Genomic DNA, 17,836 nt, shown 5'->3' with positions numbered 1-17,836 from the left:
CGTGGATGGATTTCAGCGCAGGAATGTCCACTACCGGAGGTGGACTTCCAAGGACTTCTGTGGATGGAAACCACTCGCTTCACGTCGGTCGCCGGAGATTCGCGGCGTCAGATCGTGGTGGCGGATTGCGCGGTGTCGAGGTGGCGAATCCCGAGCAGGTACCACTGGGCGAGGGGCACTTCGAGGTGGCGCAGCATGTCGAGCTGCTCCGGCCGTTCGACACCTTCTGCGATGACCACGGCGTCCAGGCTTTCGGCCATCTGCACCAGGGAGCGGACGATGGTGGCCATCCTGGGGAGTCGATCGAGTGCGTCGACGAGTACCGGTCCGAGTTTGACAATGTCGACGTCGAGCGCCGCGAGCATCGACAGGCTGGTGTCGGTGCTGCCGAAGTCGTCGAGGGTGATCCGCACGCCGAGGGCTTGCATCCTCGCGATACCGCGGCGGGCGTCGTCGTGATGCGGTGCGATGGCGTTCTCGGCGATTTCGAGGTCCAGTTGGTGGGGTCGGAGCAGGCCGGTGTCGAACACGGAGCTCAGCGCGCTTCGAGGTGCGCAGTGTCGAGTTCGACAGGGAGAGCGTTGACGTGGATGGTTCCAGGGTGCGGAGAGTCACCGGCGTTGGGTGAGATGCGCCGACAGAACATCTCTCGACGCTTCGGAGGGATCGACGACGACGGCGGCGACGCGGACGTGATCATCGACTTCACGGGGCATCGGCGGCCCTGCAATCCGCACTCCACCGGCTCGACATCGGCGGCCGGTTCGTCCTGGCCGGATCGGTGACCCCTGGCCCGCCGATCTCCGTCGACCCCGAGGCTGTCGTCCGGAACTGGTGGGCCATCACCGGAGTGCACAACTACGAGCCCCGTCACCTCTCGCAGGCTGTGGTGTTCCTCGACGCGACGCAGGGAAGGTACCCGTGGGCCGAGGTGATCGACACTCCTGTGCCGCTGGCAGATCTCGCACGGGTGCTGGTGCCGACGCGCCCCGGCATTCTGCGATCATCGGTGACTCCGCACGTGTGCTGACATCGTGAGAAGGACCGGCACCTACCTTCGGGCGGTGTTCGAGTCGATGTCATCGCGCTTCTCCGCCACAGCCGCGGCGGATGTCGAGACCAGGACGGTGAACGAGGTGCAACGTCGGACACGCTCTGCGGCTCGGCGATAATGGGGTCATGTCCCTTTCAGGTCGGTCTCCAGGTCGGCCACCCGTCGAGCTGGACCGAATCCTGTCGGCCGCGGTCGCACTTGTCGACGATGACGGGGTCGACGCGTTGACCATGAGGGGTCTTGCGAAGCGGTTGGGGTCCGGAACGGCGACGTTGTACCGGCATTTCGACAGTCGCGACGATCTGGTGGCGCAGGTGGTCGACTCTGTGATGGGTGAGGCCGTCACGTTGAGCGAGTCGGCCGAGGGTGACAGCTGGCAAGTGGCGCTGTCGGTGAGCGCGCGGGAGATGTTCGCGGTGTTGCGTCGTCATCCGAACATCGCGCCGCTGATGCTCGAACGCATACCGGCAGGGCGGAACGCCGTACGCCTGCGTGAACGCTGTCTCGCCCGGTTGCTGCATGCAGGTTTCGAACCGCCGCAGGCTGTGCGGGCATGGTCGAGTCTGGCTCGATTCGTGTTGGGCTTCGGTGTGCAGTCGTCGCGTCCCGGGGGTGTGGATCAGCGTCCCGATGTGTGGTCGACACTCGATCCCGAGGACTTTCCGGCATCGTCGGCCGTCGACGCCGAGGAAACGGTGAGCTTGGACGACGAGTTCGCCTTCGGTCTCCAATTGTTCGTCAGTGGGCTCGACACGCACGCGCGAACCTGGGGCATCGGGAACTAGCGTCCCAAGAGACTGCTGCGCGAGACAGTCATCGATCACGCTGTGGTGCGGAGCATTCCGGTGACGGTACGCACCGAGGCAGGCAGCGTGGTCGGTCGATCGACTCGGACGATGCCGGCGATGTAGCCATCGGGCCGGATGAAGAGGGTAGTGGGTCCGTCGAGGCCGTAGGTTCTGCGGAAGTTTCCGCGGGTGTCGGAAGCCTGATGGTCGGCGATCTGCCCTGGCGCGTCGATGGCGACGGTGTGGAGTGCGGCGCCTCGCCCGGGCCAGTCGAGAGCCGGGGACGTGCCCGTGGCGACGAGTCCGTAAGTGATGGCGGTGAAGTGTGTTCCGCGGAAGAAATCGAAGAGTCGTGCCGGGGTGCCGGCGACGTCGAGCACGGCATCGGGTGCTCGGTCGCCCACGGACAATGTGGAGGTGCGATCGGAGTCGGCGGGTGCGAGCGGACCGCCGTGGTAACTCACAGCCAGTTGATACTCGTCCTTGCCTCGTTTCAGGCTGGCCGGACTTGCCGAAGCGATACCGGCGTACTTCTGCGCCGAGATGCCGAGAACGGTGGCGGCGATGGGTTGCCGTTCGTCCTGATAGGTGTCCAAAAGCGCGTCGTCGGCACCGTCGAGGACTTGTGCGAGCTTCCACGCGAGGTTGTAGCTGTCCTGGACTCCGGTGTTGAGGCCTTGGGCGCCGGCGGGCGGGTGCACGTGTGCGGCGTCGCCCACAAGGAAGACCCGGTCCTGTCGATACGACTGCGCTATGCGGATGTTGGGTCGGAAGACGCTGCGCCACGCGATCCGGGTCAGGGTGATGTTCTTCTTGGTGCGCGTTCGAATGCGTGCGGTGATGTCCGCGGCGGTGGAAGGGGCTTCCTCGTCCGGGTCGAGTGTGACCATCCACTGCATGAGATCGCTGTCGGGTAATGGGCAGGCTCCGACGAATGCGCCGCCGAGAGGCCAGATGTGCCAACGGTTACGGGTGAGATCGCCGTCGACTTCGGCGTCGACGATGAGCATGCGGTCGGTCTCGTCGGTGGTGCCCTCGAACTCGATGCCGAGGGAGCGGCGGACGATGCTGGATCCGCCGTCTGCGCCGACCACATAGCGCGCGGAGACGGTCTCTTCGCCGTGTGGCGTCGCCAGGAAGACAGTCACCCTCGTGTCGTTCTGGGTGAGTGTGAGCACGTCGTGGTCGTAGTCGATGCGCCCGCCTAGGGCGGCGAGCCGGTCGTGCAGTACCTGGTCGGTGCGGAACTGTGGGATCAGCCAGGTGCTCGGGTAGGGCACGGCGTCGGTGGGTGTGTTGGTCTTGATCGACGCCCACGGCACCGTGATCGGGCCGGCGTGGATGCCCATTCGGGGGTAGGTCGATCCGCCGGAGTGGATCCCGGCGAGCAGGCCCATGTCCTCGAAGATTTCCTGTGTTCGGGGTTGTATACCCTTGGCCCTCGATCCGGGGAATCCGCCGGGGGCCTTGTCGACGACTCGGACGGTGAGTCCGCGGCGGATGAGCTCGATGGCCATGGTGGTTCCGGCGGGGCCGCCGCCGACGATCAGGACATCGAGAGTCGTGGCGGGGTGCTCGGTGTCGCACGGTGTGGTGTCGTTCATCGTGTGGTCCTCTCGTGGTCGATGGTGAGGAATGCGGAGATGATGTCGGCGGTGGTCTCCGGGCGTTCGTACGGGGCCATGTGGCCGCACATGTCGAGAGCCTCGACGGCGATGGGGCGCAGCAGATCCCGCGCGGTATCGAGCCCGGCGATCGGGGTGACGGTGTCGAGGGTTCCCCACGCCAGCAGTGTCGGGATGCCGAGGTCTCCGGTGAGTCGGAAGAGGTCGTGCCTGCCGGAGAGTGGATAGTTCTGCAGCGTGGAGAAGAACGAGTACATCGATCCTTCATAGTGGTAGCAGTCCGCGATCATGCGGGTCAGGGGTTCGACGAGCATTTTGTCGGCGACATTGTGTTCGAGGTGACCGAGAAGTAGCCACCGTCCGAGCAGCTGGGCCACGGTTCTGGCGGCCGGGTCGAGTTGCAGTATTTTCTGCTGGAACGCGGTGTCGGTGGACAACCCTGCCGGTCCGAGCAGCGTGAGGGTGCGTACCGCGTCCGGACGGTGGAGGGAGAATGCCATCGCGATGAGGGCGCCCATCGAGGTGCTGACCAGGTGAACGGGCTCGTCGATCTGCAGATGGATGAGCAGATCCCGGAGTTGCCGGACGAACATCGCCTCGTCGTACCGTCCCTCGACTCGGTCGGAGTAGCCGCGTCCGTAGGCGCTGAAGGTGAGTGTGCGCAGTCCGCTCGCGTGCAGGTGCGGTAGCACGTGATCCCAATAGAAGAGGGGGATGGTCAGCCCGGGCACGCAGACGATGAGATCGCCGGCCGGGGGTCCGGTCAGTTCGTAGTGGGTATGTCCGTCCGGCAGTCGTGCGAAGTCTCCTCGTAGCGTGGCTCGTGCGGCGGCGTCGAGGCGGAGGTGCTCGTCGCGCGTGACGAAGAACTTCACCGGATCGACTCCTCGACGTCGATGTCGGTGTCGTTGCCCTGCTCGTCCGACCGGTCGAGGAACGTGGTGACCGCACGCAGCACCCACTCGGGATCCTCTTCCGGCAGGAGGTGCCCGCTCGTGGGGTTGATCCGTTCGCGGGCACCGGGAATGTCGACCGCGAATCGTTGTGGCATCGACGCGCTCGACAGGACGAGTGTGGGTGCGGTGATGGTGGCGAGTTCGTCGGTGCGGTCGGTCTGGTCGGTGTTGACGAAGTCCACGAATGCGGATTTGTTTCCCGGCCGCGACCACAAGCGGTGCACCCGGTCGATCATCGCGTCGTCGACGATGGTGGACAGTGGGCCCACTGCTTGTCGGAGATTCTTCTCGACCATGGTCCGTGGCAGCCACCGCCGCAGGAGTGGACGAATCCAGGGTTTGCGTGCGAGCTGCATGCCTCGGGGGAGCTCCTTGGAGGGGTACCCGGTGGCGTTGACCAGAATGAGCGCACGAACGAGGTCGGGTCGGTCCCGCGCTAGGTTCCACGCAACGTTTCCGCCGAGGGAGTTTCCGAGGACGACTGCCTGCTTGATCTCCAGGCCGTCCAGAAAGGCGGCGATCGTGCGCGCATAGGTGGTGATGCGGTAGTCCCGGTCCGGGCGTGGTCCGGTCATCCCGAAACCCGGGAGGTCGACCCGCACGACGTCGTAACGCCGAGCGAGCATGCGGGCGAGACGGTCGAAGTGTTCGAGTGACGACGTGGTTCCGTGCAGGAGCACGATCGTCGGCCCGGTACCGGATCGTCGGTACCGCAAACGGATTCCATCGGCGGTGTGGTGCAGGTCAACGCTGCTGCCTGTTTCGTAGCTCATAATGGATACAGCGTATCCGTTATGAGGCACTGCGCAAGCGGCTCCTTCAGTTTTGTGCGCCAGGATGATTTTGGATACGATGTGCTCGTAATCTGACCAACCGTATGCCGGCGATCGATCTGGATCGGTGGGCGGTATGTGTTCCGGACGCTGAGGGCTTACCCGCCCTTGTCGCTCCGCGATGTCATGCGTTCTCAGCGATCGACGTTGACTGCATCGAGGAAGATCGGCGTAACTCTACGATGATGAAATAGCCACTGTCCGTTGCCGTCTCGGCGATAGGTGTCGGCGTAGTCGGCGATCATGACGGGGTCGAGGGGGAGGGGTGCTACGCCGGCGTGGGCATGGAGGGTGAGGACGCAGTTCCCTGTCACTGTCTCCGCCGTGAAGGTGGGGTCGAGGCGTAGGCCGGTGAAGAGGTGGCGGGAGGTTCGCGGTCCGCTGTTTCTGCGGTCGTCGTAGAACCGCTTGATCTGTTCGTGGCCGGTGATGGCCCATCCGGACAGGTCGTAGGTGCCGTCGGCGGTGAACAGTTCGTGCACCGTGTGTCCGCCCTCGTGGTCGATGCGGTACGCGAATTCGGCGACGAGCGCGTCGATCTCGGATCGGATGGTGGCGAGCGTGGTCATGGCTTCTCCGTGGGGTGGGTCGTCGGTGGTGACGAATCGGGGTCTGTAAGCAAGGTGGGGAGCCTGTCGATGGCGAGCTCGGCCATCATCGTCACCAGCGCGAGCGTGGCGTCGAGATCGCCTGCTTCGCTGTCGAGTTGGTGAGAGACGAAGATTCCGTCGAGGAGGATGAGGGCGATGCGACCCACGGCAGTGGCTGCTGCGGGTCGTTGGGCGGCCGGTATCGCGTCGAGGGACGGTTCGATGGCCGCGACGACGACATCGCGTGCGCGCCGGCGCACCGATTCCACGGTGGCTCTCACTGTGGGGTTCTGGTCCTGTTCCAGGGCAAGGAGTAGGAACAGGCGCAGGAACACCGGGTCCCCGACGAGGATGCGGGCGGCGGCGTCGAGTCGTTGTGCAGCAGTGGCGTCACCCTGGTGCGGCAGCGTTTCGATCGAGGTGATCATCGTGTCGGCGACGGTGTGCATGACGGCGTCGAGGAGTCCTTCCTTGTTGCCGAACGCGTGGTAGATCGATCCGCTGTTGACGCCCGCCCTGCGAGCGATCTCCGAGATACCTGTTCCGGCGTAACCGCGGGTGGAGAACAGAGACGTCGCGGCGTCGATCATCGCCTGACGGGAGCGGGCTCCGCGTGCGCGGCGTCCGTCGGGAGAGTGCTCGTCGTTGTCGGTCATGGTGGTGCTCCCGTGGGGTGATCGTCAGGTCGAGATCCTGCGGATGGGGTTGTCCAGGCGGCCGAGGCCGCTGATCTCGACGCTGACTGTATGGCCGTGGCGTGTGAGGTCGATGGAGCGGATGGTGGGGAACCGGTCGGGTAGCGCGGGGCGTGCAGCGGTGCCGAAGTGGACGATGTCTCCTGACGTGAGGGTCATGGTCTGGGACAGGTGTGCGATGACGTCGTGGATGCCGAAGGTGAGGTTGGCGGTGGAGTCCTCGAGGACGAGGTCGTCGTCGAGGTATCCGCGGACGATAAGGCCGTTCGGTTCGGTGATCTCGTCGGCGGTGACGATCCAGGGTCCGATGGGCGCGAAGGTGTCGGTCCCCTTCGATCGGGCGTGGTAGGTGAGGTAGAGGGAACGGTCGTCGTCGCCGCGCATCGTTCGCCAGGGCTCGTCGACGGTCATGCCCTCGGGCATCACCAATTCGACGCTGTCGTCGGACTTGAGTCCGGGCGAGGTGATGTCGTTGATGATGGTGTAGCCGAAGACGCCCGCCGCAGCGTCCTCGGGGGTCGCGCGGCGCAGCGTGGTGCCGATGATGGCAGCGAGTTCGGGTTCGGGGTGCACGAGACCCCATGCGGGGTCGACCTCGATGTGCGTGCCGTGCCCGATCATCGCGCTCGGGGGTGTCAGGAAGTACATGGGAGCTGTCATCTTTCGGGCCGCGAGGTAGTTGAAGACATCGTTGTTCAGTGCGACACCGACGATCTTGGACGGGTCCGTCACCGGCGGGAGCCACTCGATGTCGGCCGGGTCGACCCTGGTGGTGTGGTGACCGTCGGCGATCACCGATGCCAGTGCCCGTCGCTCGCTTGCGGTATAGCTGATGATCGACCGCATCGTCGGAGCGATGTCACCATTCCCGAGAGATGCAATTCCCCCATCTGTTGTCTCGGCCAGAACGCACCGCGTCCCGTCGATGTTTCCTGTTGCCAACTTCATGGTGCGGATCTCCTGGTGTGCTGGGTAGGTGCGATGAGTTACTTCAGAGCGTGAGTGCGACAGCGCCGGCGAGGAGGAGGAAGCCCACACCTCCGGCGAAGAGCAGCACGTTCTGATCCAAGGTGCGTGTTCGGCCGGCGATGTCGAGGGTCAGCGGTCGGTAGCCGTTGTTGTCGGCGAGTTCGCCGCCGTAGAGCGGCATGGTCGCCGCGGTGACGAAGAAGCCGCCCAACACGACGCCGGTGATCGTTCCCGCGATGGCGAACCGGACCGGCAGGGACGCCACCGGTGCCCAGAGAACGACCAGTGCCAGCAGTCCGATGCCGATGTGGGTGGCGACTTGCCACACCACATGGAAGCGCGCATGTGGCACCCACACGGGGTTGGTGGCGTGGGTTCTGTTCAGATCCGCCGCGGCCGCGACCAGCGCGAACGACAGGATGCTGATGGTGAACAGGACCTGGACGAGTACGATCACGGTCACCCCCAATAGTTATATGATCGATCAAGTAAATATGTAGTCGGTATGTCCCGTCCGCGCAACTGGTCTCCTCGGCAGTGGTGCCGTGACGCCCAGCACTACCTGTTAACTTTTGCGGCGGTGACAGTGACACCCGTCACCGCCACGGAGCGCAGGGGAGACACGGTTGTGAGACAACGGGCGAAGGTCGCACCTGTCTACCGTCAAACCCCTCTTCTCATGCTCCCTCTCGCACTGCTGGGTGCCGCCGGACCGTCGATCGATCTGGCATACGCCGATGTGCGTGCGGCCTGGACGACTACATGGCCACCGAGAACAACGGTCGAGGCGTCCTTCTCATCGGCCATTCCCAGGGCACGTTCATGTTGCGGAAGCTGATGCGCGAGACCTTCGACCGAGACGCGACACTGCGCAGACAACTCGTCGGCGCCTTCCTGATGGGCGGGAACGTCGAAACCGCCCGCGGCAGTACCACCGGCGGGGACTTCCAGAACATTCCGCTGTGTACAGAACGCGGGCAATTCGGTTGCATCGTGGCGTATTCCACCAACACGCTCGTGCCGCCGCTCTCGACCTTCGGCAATGCCGACGTCGATCTGTGGTCCCAGCATTGGGGACTGCCGAGTGGACCCGGTTTCCAGGTGGCGTGTACCGATCCAGCGAAACTCAGCGAAGACGATCGTCCGGTCGGCGTCACTGTGCCCAGCGCACCGTTCGCGTTCGGCATCATCTCGATTCTGCTGAACTACACCACAGCTCCCGAAGCGCTACCGACGTCCGAGTCGACGTGGACCACCAGTCGCGGCCGTGTCGTCGGATCCTGCATCGATGCGGGTGGATACAACCAGTATCATTTGCAGTTCGTGGTGCCTCAGCCGATCAACGAGGTTCCTCTGCTCGATTCGCACCTGATCGACATGAATGCCGGCCTCGACCGACTGGTCAGCATCGCCGATCAGCAGACGGCTGCCTGGCAATCCGCCGGCTGACCGCCGAAACACTTCGCACGGGCGATGGACGCTTGGGGTCCGCCTCGATTATGGCAGTGGCCGCCGGTTGGTCTCAGAACCGCAGCGCGGTCGAGCGTATCGGTTAGAGCGCAGACGCTTTGAGGCTCTCAGAGAGACTGCGGCGTCACCGGGCAGTGCACCGTACTTCCTCCAGTTTCGGTGTAGTGGTCTCGGTTGACCGGATTTGTCGATCCATGACTTTCTATCGCGTTCCCGACCATCGGCCGGGCAATGCCGGCTCGACATCTTTGTCTGGTGTGACGCGGGGACCTGTGTCGCTGTGGCAGGCGGCGGTGGTGTCCGGACTGGTATGAGTTCCCTCCGCCGTGGGTGCCTAATGACGATCGGGGTACGAACCGTGAAAGGCCGCGGGATCACTCGTCGGCAGAGTAGTCGGACGTGCGGGACCAGGCGGCGTTGGTTCTCGCCGAGCCGCTGTCCTGGTTGGGGATCGCGGTCGACCGGTCGTGACAATCGATCGTCCGAGTTGTCAGGTCGGCCCGTGGACATCGGAGTGGCAAGTGGTGGGAACTCCGCCGCACGTCGATCAGTCGCCTCTTCGTTCGCCTGGCGGGATATGCTGCCCAGCAATGGGATACCAAACCCCTGGGTACCACGCCGCGGGTTCTCAGTGTCACGAGAGTGTCACAAGTCGGGACGGACGGAGGTGGACCGAGGCGGACGCCAGTGGACAAACGAGCAGTTCAGGACGGGTTGTATGAGTCCAGGTGCATCCACCTGATCGGGTCGTAGACGCCTTGTAAGCGAGCGGTCTTCGGTTCAATCCCGAAAGGAGGCTCTCTGTATGCCTCTGACCAGCAGAAACGTTCTGAAATTGGCTGATCCGACCTCTCGTTTCACGACTTCCCCCAGTACGTCCGCCGGTCACCTGGCAGAACTAGTGGATTTCGGCTCGATGTCACGAGTTGTCACAACTCATCCGTAACCCGTTCGATGGACTCGGGTGGACGTCAGTGGCCGTGGGTGGACTCCAGCGCCGAAAAGGCCACGCTAATCCCCGGACGTCCAGGGACTTCCATGGACAGATTCTGCTCACGTCCCATCCCGTGACGGGAGGCGTGAACGTGGGTGGACCCGAGTGGACGGACCGTTGCGCCGTCGGCGTTCGACTGGGAATGTGGCGGCCGTGGGCGTGATTACGGCCACATCTGGGACTCCAGCAGTCATTTTTTGGGTCGGTTCGGCGGCGGACCGTGGCCGACACGGCATGACCACACACAGGCTCGCCGTTTCCGGCACCACTAGCACCTAGACGTCCACGGTCCACGGTCGGTCGTCGGGTACTGCCCCGATGCTCGTCGGTTCATCGATGGATGCGAGCGGATTCACTGCGCCGTGAACACGCGTTGGATGCCGAAGGGGTCTGGTACAGGCCGGCACGATGGTGTGCCTCTCACAGCCGACATCGATCACTGTGACCAGAAGCTCGAACGTGACGCCGAGTCACGTTTGCGCATAACGGTTTTGCTAACAACGCCGTTTAGTTGCGTTGCGCATCAACTGAACAAACTTGTGAGAGCGGTACCGCGAGCTGAAGTATCGGCTGACGAGGACGCCCGGAGTGCCCATCGACACCACAGGGTGCTCGGGAGTGTCGATGGGCAACGCGATATCCGCATTGGTCAGCCGGGCTCTGACCGAACGCCTGACTGCCTACGGTTCGAATTCGGCGGGCCAGAGTACCGGAGCCGTCGCGCCGTGTATGGACGGTAAGTTACGGCCCTCCCCGATCGATGGTGTCAACGTTCCAGCGCGCGCAGGAAGAATTCGTGTCGGGTTGCAGCGGCGGCTTGTGTCAGCGCGGCGTTCGTCGCTATCTCGTACCCGTGGAAGCCTCCGCCCCACAGGTGGAAGTCGACGTTGACTCCGGCCTGCGAAAGTCGCTGCGCGTAATCCAACGCTTCGTCTCGGAAGACCTCGACGGAGCCGACGTCGATGTACGTCCGAGGCAGGTCCGCCAAATTCTCGGCGCGCGCCGGGGCGGCGTACTCGGACACAGTCGGGCCACCTCGGCGCTCGCCGAGCAGCGACGACCACCCGAACTCGTTGGAATAGCTTGTCCACACGGCAGACTCGTGTGCGACCATGCGCGAGCTGTGTGTGATGAAACGGTCGTCGAGCATGGGGCAGCACAATATTTGGTGCGTAAGACGGGGGAAGCCGCGGTCGCGTGCCATCAAGGCGATCCCGGCGGCGAGCCCGCCCCCGGCGCTTACTCCGCTGACCAGGACGCGGTCGGCGTCGATCTCGAGGAGGTCCGGATTGTCGACTGCCCAACACAATCCCGAGTAGCAATCGCTCACAGGGGTGGGATCCGGATGCTCAGGAGCAACTCGATACTCGAGGGAGGCGACAACAGCATGTCCCTCCGCTGCGTACCGCACGAGTGAGTCCAACCCGATGTGACGCCCACCGATCACCATGCCGCCGCCGTGCACGTAGTAGATGAGTGGCCACGGACCATTCCCCTCCGCAGGCTTGAGTACGGTCATCTGCAGACCCGTGTCCCCGTCGTCGCACGGAACCACGACCTCCTCTACCCGCACTCGTCCACCCGCGGTCCAGTCGACCTCCTCGGCGCCGGGCAGGCCATTCAGGGTTATCGACCGCACCTCCTCCAGGGTGTCGGGGCCCAGCGTGGGGAGCACACTCAGGATCATCTCCAACGGGGGGACGAGTTCGGGGTCCAGCGGGGGAGCGAGCGGGAGTGATGTCGATGCTGGTTCTGTTCGAGTCATGACGTCAGTCAACAGGCGGTGAGTGACCGGTCACAGCCGCCAATCGCGTCGAGTGTGGCGTGGATCAACCGCCGAATGGCGGTTGATGGGGGAGGTGCTCCGCGACGGGGGTTCTCATGTTGTCAGCCGCGCGCGCGATGCGCCAAAGCAAGAGTGCCGTACTGGCTCGCGGGTAACCGGAGGGACTGAGCACGGTGTACCCGAGCCGGCTCTGAAGCCAGTCGAGGCGTTGTTGCAGTGTCGAGTGGTGGAGGTTCTGTCGACGGGCAGCTTCACGCAAGCTGCTGTGACTCAGGATGCTGTCGAGCAGCCCGGTGACCCACTGTCGCTCCAACCTCAACGTTTCCAGTACCTGCACGTCTAGCGAGCCGGCTGCAGTGCTTGCATCTATGTTGTCCAACAGATCCGCTACTGCGCCGAGATCGTCGTGGCAGACGTGCGCCGGGCCGGCGGTGGTCGGGTCCACGGCAATCTTCAGTGCTGATACCGCACGCCGCCAGCGCGTACACACCTGAAGTCCGTTCGCCACGGTGTAGCCGGCAGCGACATCGGCGGGAACACCGGCGAGTGCGGGCCGGTTCGACAGCAGGTGGATGCGTACTCCGTCTGCGGTCATGCCGAGTGGAGTGAGACGGGAATCGCTCGGCAAGGTTGCCGCAATGGTGACAGGTCCCGTCAACCCGAGGGTGCTCAGCGCGGCAGTGCGTTGTGCTGGTTCTGCGTCCGCGTCGCAGACAGTTCGAATCGCCGCGATTGCAGGATGCCGATCCCGGGGTCGTTTGACGGCGTGCAGGCTGCGAGCGAAACGTTCGAGAATCAGGTGGTCCAATGGCCACGGTGGTCCCTGGCGGTTCAGCCAGACCGTGACGCCCCCGAACTGCTCGAAGTGTGGCCGAGCGGACATCTCAGGTGTCGAGAATGCGCGTCCGTGCTCGTCCACTTCTATGGGCAACCCGCGATCGGCGTCGTCGAAGCCGGCGCCGCAATCGGCGAGGACCGTGACTGCGCGGAGCAGCGCTGTCGCGGATACGCGCTCATCGACCAGGGTGTCGAAGTGCTCGATTACACGTAGCGCCGACGCTGCGTCATCGTCGATGGCGGTGAGCTTGATGATCCAGTCACGCACGATGTCAGTCCTTCCACTGATGCTGATGTTCCCGCCTGAATCGGTGGGAGACCTTCGAGCTCGTGCGTCGCATGAAACGCGCGGATCGCGATCTTGCCGCCATTGTCCGCTGACACCTCGTCGAACACGAGATCCTTGTCTTTCACTAGTCGATGACACAGCGGATGTCCTGTACGCGAGCGTGTCACGTCGTCGGAACGCCGTCACGGCATGGTGACGTGCTCGGTTGCACGCCGGAGAGCCTCCGGCGTCCGTTCGTGTGAACACGCGGCGCGAATGACCGCGTCGAGATCCTCATCCCCGGCCTGGTAGCGCGGCGCGGACCGGGTTATCGCTGCCGCGCAAGGAGCAGGCGATGCCCGGTTTCAGGGGGGTTCTGCGGCGACAGCGGCGTCTTCTCCGCCGTTTGTCCCGATGAGCATTCCGGGATTCAGGCGGCGGTACCGACACCGCGGCAACTCCGTCGGGCGTCGACAGCAGTCGCTCGGCATGTGTCTTGCGTTCCAAGTCACATGACGCTAGTGTCCTCGATCACAAGAACCACCAGGATTGTTACTCGGTCACGAGGCAAGACCTGAGCTACACGCATGTGATGCGTGCAGCTCAGGTCTTTTTTTGTGCCCTGGTACGGGAGAACGGCAAAGGAAGACCATGGCGATCATCGACCACAAGACGCTCGCGTCCGACATTCTCGAGGGGGTTGGGGGAACGAGCAACGTCGACTCGGTCATTCATTGCGCCACCCGACTTCGATTCAAGTTGCGCGACAGTACAAGAGCTGACACAGAAAGGATCAAGGCACTTCCGGGCGTACTGGCGGTCATGAAAGCAGGCGGCCAGTACCAGGTGGTCATCGGTGACGATGTTCCGAAGGTGCACGCCGAGATCGTGAAAACGAACGGTAGCGCTTCGACCACCAAACGGACCGAGGCGGCCACTGAATCCGCCGACTGGTCTCCCAGGCGTCTGCTCAACGCGTTCATCGAGGTGGTGTCCTCGATATTCCAGCCGATCGTGTGGCCACTCGCCGGTGCCGGCTTGTTCAAAGCGCTGTTGAGCCTCGTACTGCAGTTCGGCTGGCTCGACGCCACCAGTCAGACGTACGTGATCCTGGCGGCCGCGGCCGACTCGATCTTCTACTTCCTGCCCATCTTCCTGGGCTACACCGCTGCCAACCGTTTCGGTGCCAACAAGTTCACGTCGATGGTGATAGCAGGTGCACTGGTCTACCCGTCGATCGTCGAGCTGAATGCGTCCGGTGAGTCGGTCCAGTTCTTCTCGATCCCCGTCACCATGTTCAATTACACGAGTTCGGTGATTCCCATCATCGTCGCGGTGTTGATCCAGTCATGGCTCGAGAAATTGTCCATGCGGACCGTTCCCAAGATGATGCGCAACTTCGTCACACCGATGGTCTCCATCATCGTCATGCTCCCCCTCATTCTGCTGACGGTAGGACCGGTCACATCCTTCCTGGCCAACGCGCTCTCCACGGGAGTGAGCAATGTCTTCGACTTCGCACCGTGGTTGGCAGGCGGGGTCATGGGTGGACTGTGGCAGGTGTTCGTGTTGTTCGGGCTGCACTGGGGGTTCGTGCCGACCATGCTCAACGACATTGCTGTGAACGGCAGTTCCGTTCTTCTCGGCACCTTGCTGAGTGCGGTGCTCGCTCAGGCCGCCGCTACTGCCGCCGTGTTCCTCCGTACCCGCAGTGCGGCCCGCCGCGGCGTTGCCGGCCCCGCCGCAGTGTCCGGATTCATCGCAGGTGTGACAGAGCCGGCGATCTACGGTGTCAATCTGCCGCTGAAGAAACCATTCCTGTTCGGCATCGCCGGGGGTGCCGTCGGCGGAGCGATCGCGGCGTCCGGAGGCAGCGCCGCAACATCTTTCGTGTTCCCGTCACTTCTCGCTCTGTCCGCCCTGACCACTGTCGGTAGCCTGGCCCTGCAGATAGTGGGAATCGTCCTCGCTGTCATTATCTCGTTCACTCTGACCTTCCTTTTCGTCGACAGAGAGAGCGTCGACGAGCTCGGCGAATCCATCACTCCGGCCGAAGAAGTGGCGAGCGTGCACATCGTGGCACCGGTCGACGGAACCATCGTCGCCCTCGCGGATGTTCCCGACCGGGTCTTCTCGTCCGGTGTCCTCGGGCAAGGATTCGGTGTGATCCCCAGTGAAGGTGTGGTGCGCGCCCCCATTTCCGGCACCGTGATTACCGTCATGAAGACCGGACACGCCTACGGCATCAGATCCTCCGACGGGGTCGAGGTTCTCGTCCACATCGGAATCGACACCGTTCGTATGAACGGTGAAGGATTCGTGCCTTCGGTCGCTCGGGGCGATGTCGTGACGGTAGGCGAGATCATCGCCGAATTCGATGTCGACGCTGTGCGCGCAGCAGGTTTCGATCCGATGACGCTGGTGGTGGTCACCAACTCCAAGCAGATCGCATCGATCGAACCCATCTCTTCCGGTGCCGTGTCGCACGGCACACCCGCCGTTGCAATCACAGTGTGAAAGGGAACTTCCGATGACGAAGAACACATTTCCAGAAGGCTTCCTCTGGGGCGGTGCCACCGCGGCGAATCAGATCGAGGGCGCGTACGACGTGGACGGCAAAGGCCTCTCGATCCAGGACGTGATGCCTCGCGGCATCACCGCCCCGCCGTCCGACGCCCCGACCCAGGACAATCTGAAGCTGCGCGCCATCGACTATTACAACCGATACGCAGAAGACATCGCTCTCTTCGCCGAGATGGGATTCACGGTCTTCCGATTCTCCATCGCGTGGAGTCGCATCTTCCCGATGGGCGACGAGGACGAGCCCAACGAGGAAGGTCTCGCCTTCTATGATCGGGTGCTCGACGAGCTGGAAAGGCACGGAATCGAACCGCTTGTCACCATCAGCCACTACGAGACTCCACTACACCTCGCGCGGACGTACGACGGGTGGAGCAGTCGTGCGCTGATCGGGTACTACGAGCGGTACTGCGAAACCCTGTTCACGCGGTACGGTGCGCGCGTCAGATACTGGCTCACCTTCAACGAGATCAATTCTGTACTTCACGAGCCGTTCTTGTCCGCGGGTATCGAGACGCCGAAAGACGATCTGACGCAACAGGATCTGTATCAGGCTATTCACCACGAACTGGTGGCCTCGGCGCGAGCGACCCGACTGGCGCGCGAGATCATGCCCGATGCCGAGATCGGCTGCATGATCCTGGCGCTCCCGGCGTACCCCCTGACGCCGGCTCCCGTCGACGTGGTCGCCGCGATGCAGACGCAGCACGAGAGCTACGCGTTCGGCGACGTCCACTGCCGAGGCGAATACCCGGGATACTTGCTGCGCTACTTCCGGGACACCGGGATCGACCTCGACATCACCGAGCAGGATCGCGTCGACCTCCGGAACACCGTCGACTTCGTCTCGTTCAGTTACTACATGAGCACGTGTGAGACAGCTGATACTTCGGATCGAGTGACGGGTGCCGGCAACATCTTCGGTGGCGTTCCCAACCCCACTCTCGAGGCATCCGAATGGGGATGGCAGATCGACCCCCGGGGGCTCCGCGTCGTCATGAACGACTACTGGGAGCGATGGCAGAAGCCGCTGTTCATAGTGGAGAACGGGCTCGGTGCCAAGGATGTCCTGGTCGAGGTCGACGGTGTTCCGACAGTCGAGGACGACTACCGCATCGACTACCTGAACCAGCACCTCCTCCAGGTCGGCGAAGCGGTGGCCGACGGCGTCGACGTGCTGGGATACACCGCCTGGGGCTGCATCGACCTGGTCAGTGCGTCGACGGCCCAGATGAGCAAACGGTACGGGTTCATCTATGTCGACCGCCAGGACGATGGAACCGGATCGCTCGATCGATATCGGAAGAAGTCCTTCCTCTGGTATCGAGATGTCATCACGAGCAACGGCGCATCACTCGGCTGAAGGGAAGCGTCATGGAGATCCTGCGGGTCTTCAACAACAACGTCGTGTTGGCGCGAGCCGACCACGGCGGAGAGGTGATCGTGACCGGGCGAGGACTGGGTTTCCAAGCGAAGCCCGGGCACCCGGTCGATACCACGCGGGTGGCCAGGGTCTTCGTTCCGGAGGACGGCCGCGACCCCGACAATTTCGGTGCCCTGGTCGCTGCCGTCCCGCCGGAGCACCTCGTGTTGGCCGACCGTGCGCTCGACGTGGCTCGTGCGGAGTTGGGAACGACGTTGGGGTCGACGACGGTGATAGCCCTCGCCGATCATCTGAGTTTCGCGGTCGTCCGCAGCGAGAAGAACATGCCGATGAGCTACCCGTTGCGAGGCGAGGTCGTTCACATGTACCCACGCGAGTACGCGGTTGCCACCAAGGTTCTCGAGTACGTCAACACCCAACTCGACCGCCCGCTGGTAGTGGACGAAGCCATTGCCATCGCGCTGCATCTGGTGAACGCAGGGTTCGCCAGTGGTGACCTGTCGTTCACCTATCAGATGACGGGCGTCTTCACTCAGCTCTTCGACATCATGGGCGTCGAGTACGACCGGGTGTTCGACCGAGATTCGGTGAACGCAGCGAGATTCATCACGCACCTTCGCTACTTTTTCGTCCGTGCCAGCACTGGCCGGCAGCTCGAGGAACGGTCGGGAAAGCTACGTGACGCTATCCAAGGGGTCTATCCGGATGCGCATGCGACTGCCGTGAAACTGCAGACGGTGTTGGAGCTCCGGCTCGGTGTTCCGCTGACCGACGACGAGGTCACCTACCTCACTCTGCATGTGGCACGCATGGTCGACGAGGTGCGACCCGGCGACGTCCGCTCCGGGCGATGACAATGCGGCCGGAAGCGCGGCATACCTACGGTGTCCCTACAACTCACGAGATCGAAGGCCGCACCTCGGCCCGCGGTCATGGCAGACCGCGGGCCAGGAATGTCACCGCCCCCCGACCAGAAGCGTCGCGGTGACCAGAAGCGAGGAGACGAG

Annotated in this window: 17 protein-coding genes; 7 read left to right on the top strand and 10 right to left on the bottom strand. The window is 63.5% G+C overall.

Annotated elements, in window-relative coordinates; genetic code table 11:
- Positions 1–107 precede the first annotated feature (107 nt).
- Positions 108–530 carry an EAL domain-containing protein gene (locus tag ASG64_RS06350; protein ID WP_056071147.1) on the bottom strand — a complete coding sequence of 141 codons (423 nt, stop codon included), beginning with the start codon at positions 528–530 and terminating at the stop codon, positions 108–110.
- A 99-nt stretch (positions 531–629) separates the two neighbouring features.
- On the opposite strand from ASG64_RS06350, the gene ASG64_RS22020 reads away from it, so the two are divergent.
- The 3 genes from ASG64_RS22020 (at position 630) to ASG64_RS06340 (ending at position 1,839) form a co-directional block, all read left to right on the top strand.
- Positions 630–785, top strand: a complete 156-nt coding sequence (locus ASG64_RS22020; RefSeq protein WP_235579505.1) for a hypothetical protein — start codon at positions 630–632, stop codon at positions 783–785.
- The gene (locus ASG64_RS22015) at positions 782–1,030 is read left to right on the top strand and encodes a hypothetical protein (RefSeq protein WP_235579504.1); all 249 of its coding nucleotides are present in this window, start codon (positions 782–784) and stop codon (positions 1,028–1,030) included. The genes ASG64_RS22020 and ASG64_RS22015 overlap by 4 nt, the downstream gene beginning before the upstream one ends.
- 149 nt (positions 1,031–1,179) lie before the next feature.
- A complete protein-coding gene (locus ASG64_RS06340; RefSeq protein ID WP_056071144.1) occupies positions 1,180–1,839 on the top strand; it encodes a TetR/AcrR family transcriptional regulator in 660 nt (219 codons plus the stop codon).
- A gap of 35 nt (positions 1,840–1,874) precedes the next feature.
- Here ASG64_RS06340 and ASG64_RS06335 read toward each other — a convergent pair whose 3' ends face one another.
- From ASG64_RS06335 to ASG64_RS06305, 7 genes are all read right to left on the bottom strand, one after another.
- Complete coding sequence (locus tag ASG64_RS06335) at positions 1,875–3,446, bottom strand: FAD-dependent monooxygenase (protein ID WP_056071140.1); 1,572 nt, start codon at positions 3,444–3,446, stop codon at positions 1,875–1,877.
- Entirely contained in the window at positions 3,443–4,342 is a 900-nt protein-coding gene (locus ASG64_RS06330; RefSeq protein ID WP_056071137.1) for an alpha/beta fold hydrolase, read from the bottom strand. Before ASG64_RS06330 ends, ASG64_RS06335 begins: the two co-directional genes overlap by 4 nt.
- Positions 4,339–5,196 (bottom strand): alpha/beta fold hydrolase, encoded by an 858-nt coding sequence (locus ASG64_RS06325; RefSeq protein WP_056071134.1) that lies wholly within the window; start codon positions 5,194–5,196, stop codon positions 4,339–4,341. Before ASG64_RS06325 ends, ASG64_RS06330 begins: the two co-directional genes overlap by 4 nt.
- Positions 5,197–5,390: 194 nt before the next feature.
- Positions 5,391–5,825: a nuclear transport factor 2 family protein gene (locus tag ASG64_RS06320; protein WP_056071132.1), complete on the bottom strand. Its 435-nt coding sequence runs from the start codon at positions 5,823–5,825 to the stop codon at positions 5,391–5,393.
- Positions 5,822–6,502: a helix-turn-helix domain-containing protein gene (locus ASG64_RS06315; RefSeq protein WP_056071129.1), complete on the bottom strand. Its 681-nt coding sequence runs from the start codon at positions 6,500–6,502 to the stop codon at positions 5,822–5,824. The genes ASG64_RS06320 and ASG64_RS06315 overlap by 4 nt, the downstream gene beginning before the upstream one ends.
- Positions 6,503–6,526: 24 nt before the next feature.
- Entirely contained in the window at positions 6,527–7,489 is a 963-nt protein-coding gene (locus tag ASG64_RS06310; protein ID WP_056071126.1) for a fumarylacetoacetate hydrolase family protein, read from the bottom strand.
- A 43-nt stretch (positions 7,490–7,532) separates the two neighbouring features.
- A complete protein-coding gene (locus ASG64_RS06305) occupies positions 7,533–7,973 on the bottom strand; it encodes a DUF6640 family protein (protein ID WP_235579503.1) in 441 nt (146 codons plus the stop codon).
- Between the two features lie 299 nt (positions 7,974–8,272).
- Here ASG64_RS06305 and ASG64_RS06300 point away from each other — a divergent pair, with 299 nt between their 5' ends.
- A complete protein-coding gene (locus ASG64_RS06300) occupies positions 8,273–8,959 on the top strand; it encodes a DUF3089 domain-containing protein (RefSeq protein WP_056071123.1) in 687 nt (228 codons plus the stop codon).
- A gap of 1,781 nt (positions 8,960–10,740) precedes the next feature.
- On the opposite strand, the gene ASG64_RS06295 is transcribed toward ASG64_RS06300, so the two are convergent.
- Both ASG64_RS06295 and ASG64_RS06290 read right to left on the bottom strand, forming a co-directional pair.
- Positions 10,741–11,739 (bottom strand): alpha/beta hydrolase, encoded by a 999-nt coding sequence (locus ASG64_RS06295; protein WP_056071120.1) that lies wholly within the window; start codon positions 11,737–11,739, stop codon positions 10,741–10,743.
- Positions 11,740–11,803: 64 nt separating this feature from the next.
- On the bottom strand, positions 11,804–12,865 hold the full coding sequence (locus ASG64_RS06290) for a hypothetical protein (RefSeq protein WP_056071117.1): 1,062 nt from the start codon (positions 12,863–12,865) through the stop codon (positions 11,804–11,806).
- Positions 12,866–13,516: 651 nt separating this feature from the next.
- On the opposite strand from ASG64_RS06290, the gene ASG64_RS06285 reads away from it, so the two are divergent.
- The 3 genes from ASG64_RS06285 to ASG64_RS06275 are packed head-to-tail and all read left to right on the top strand — an operon-like array spanning position 13,517 to position 17,683.
- The gene (locus ASG64_RS06285) at positions 13,517–15,382 is read left to right on the top strand and encodes a beta-glucoside-specific PTS transporter subunit IIABC (RefSeq protein ID WP_056071114.1); all 1,866 of its coding nucleotides are present in this window, start codon (positions 13,517–13,519) and stop codon (positions 15,380–15,382) included.
- 13 nt (positions 15,383–15,395) lie between these two features.
- Entirely contained in the window at positions 15,396–16,808 is a 1,413-nt protein-coding gene (locus tag ASG64_RS06280) for a glycoside hydrolase family 1 protein (protein WP_056071111.1), read from the top strand.
- Between the two features lie 11 nt (positions 16,809–16,819).
- On the top strand, positions 16,820–17,683 hold the full coding sequence (locus ASG64_RS06275; protein WP_056071108.1) for a PRD domain-containing protein: 864 nt from the start codon (positions 16,820–16,822) through the stop codon (positions 17,681–17,683).
- Positions 17,684–17,836: the final 153 nt, after the last annotated feature.

It is taken from the genome of Rhodococcus sp. Leaf247, from assembly GCF_001426185.1.
Lineage (GTDB): Bacteria > Actinomycetota > Actinomycetes > Mycobacteriales > Mycobacteriaceae > Rhodococcoides.
Note: the sequence above shows the minus strand (reverse complement) of the source record. Positions and strands in the feature narration are given on the sequence as shown.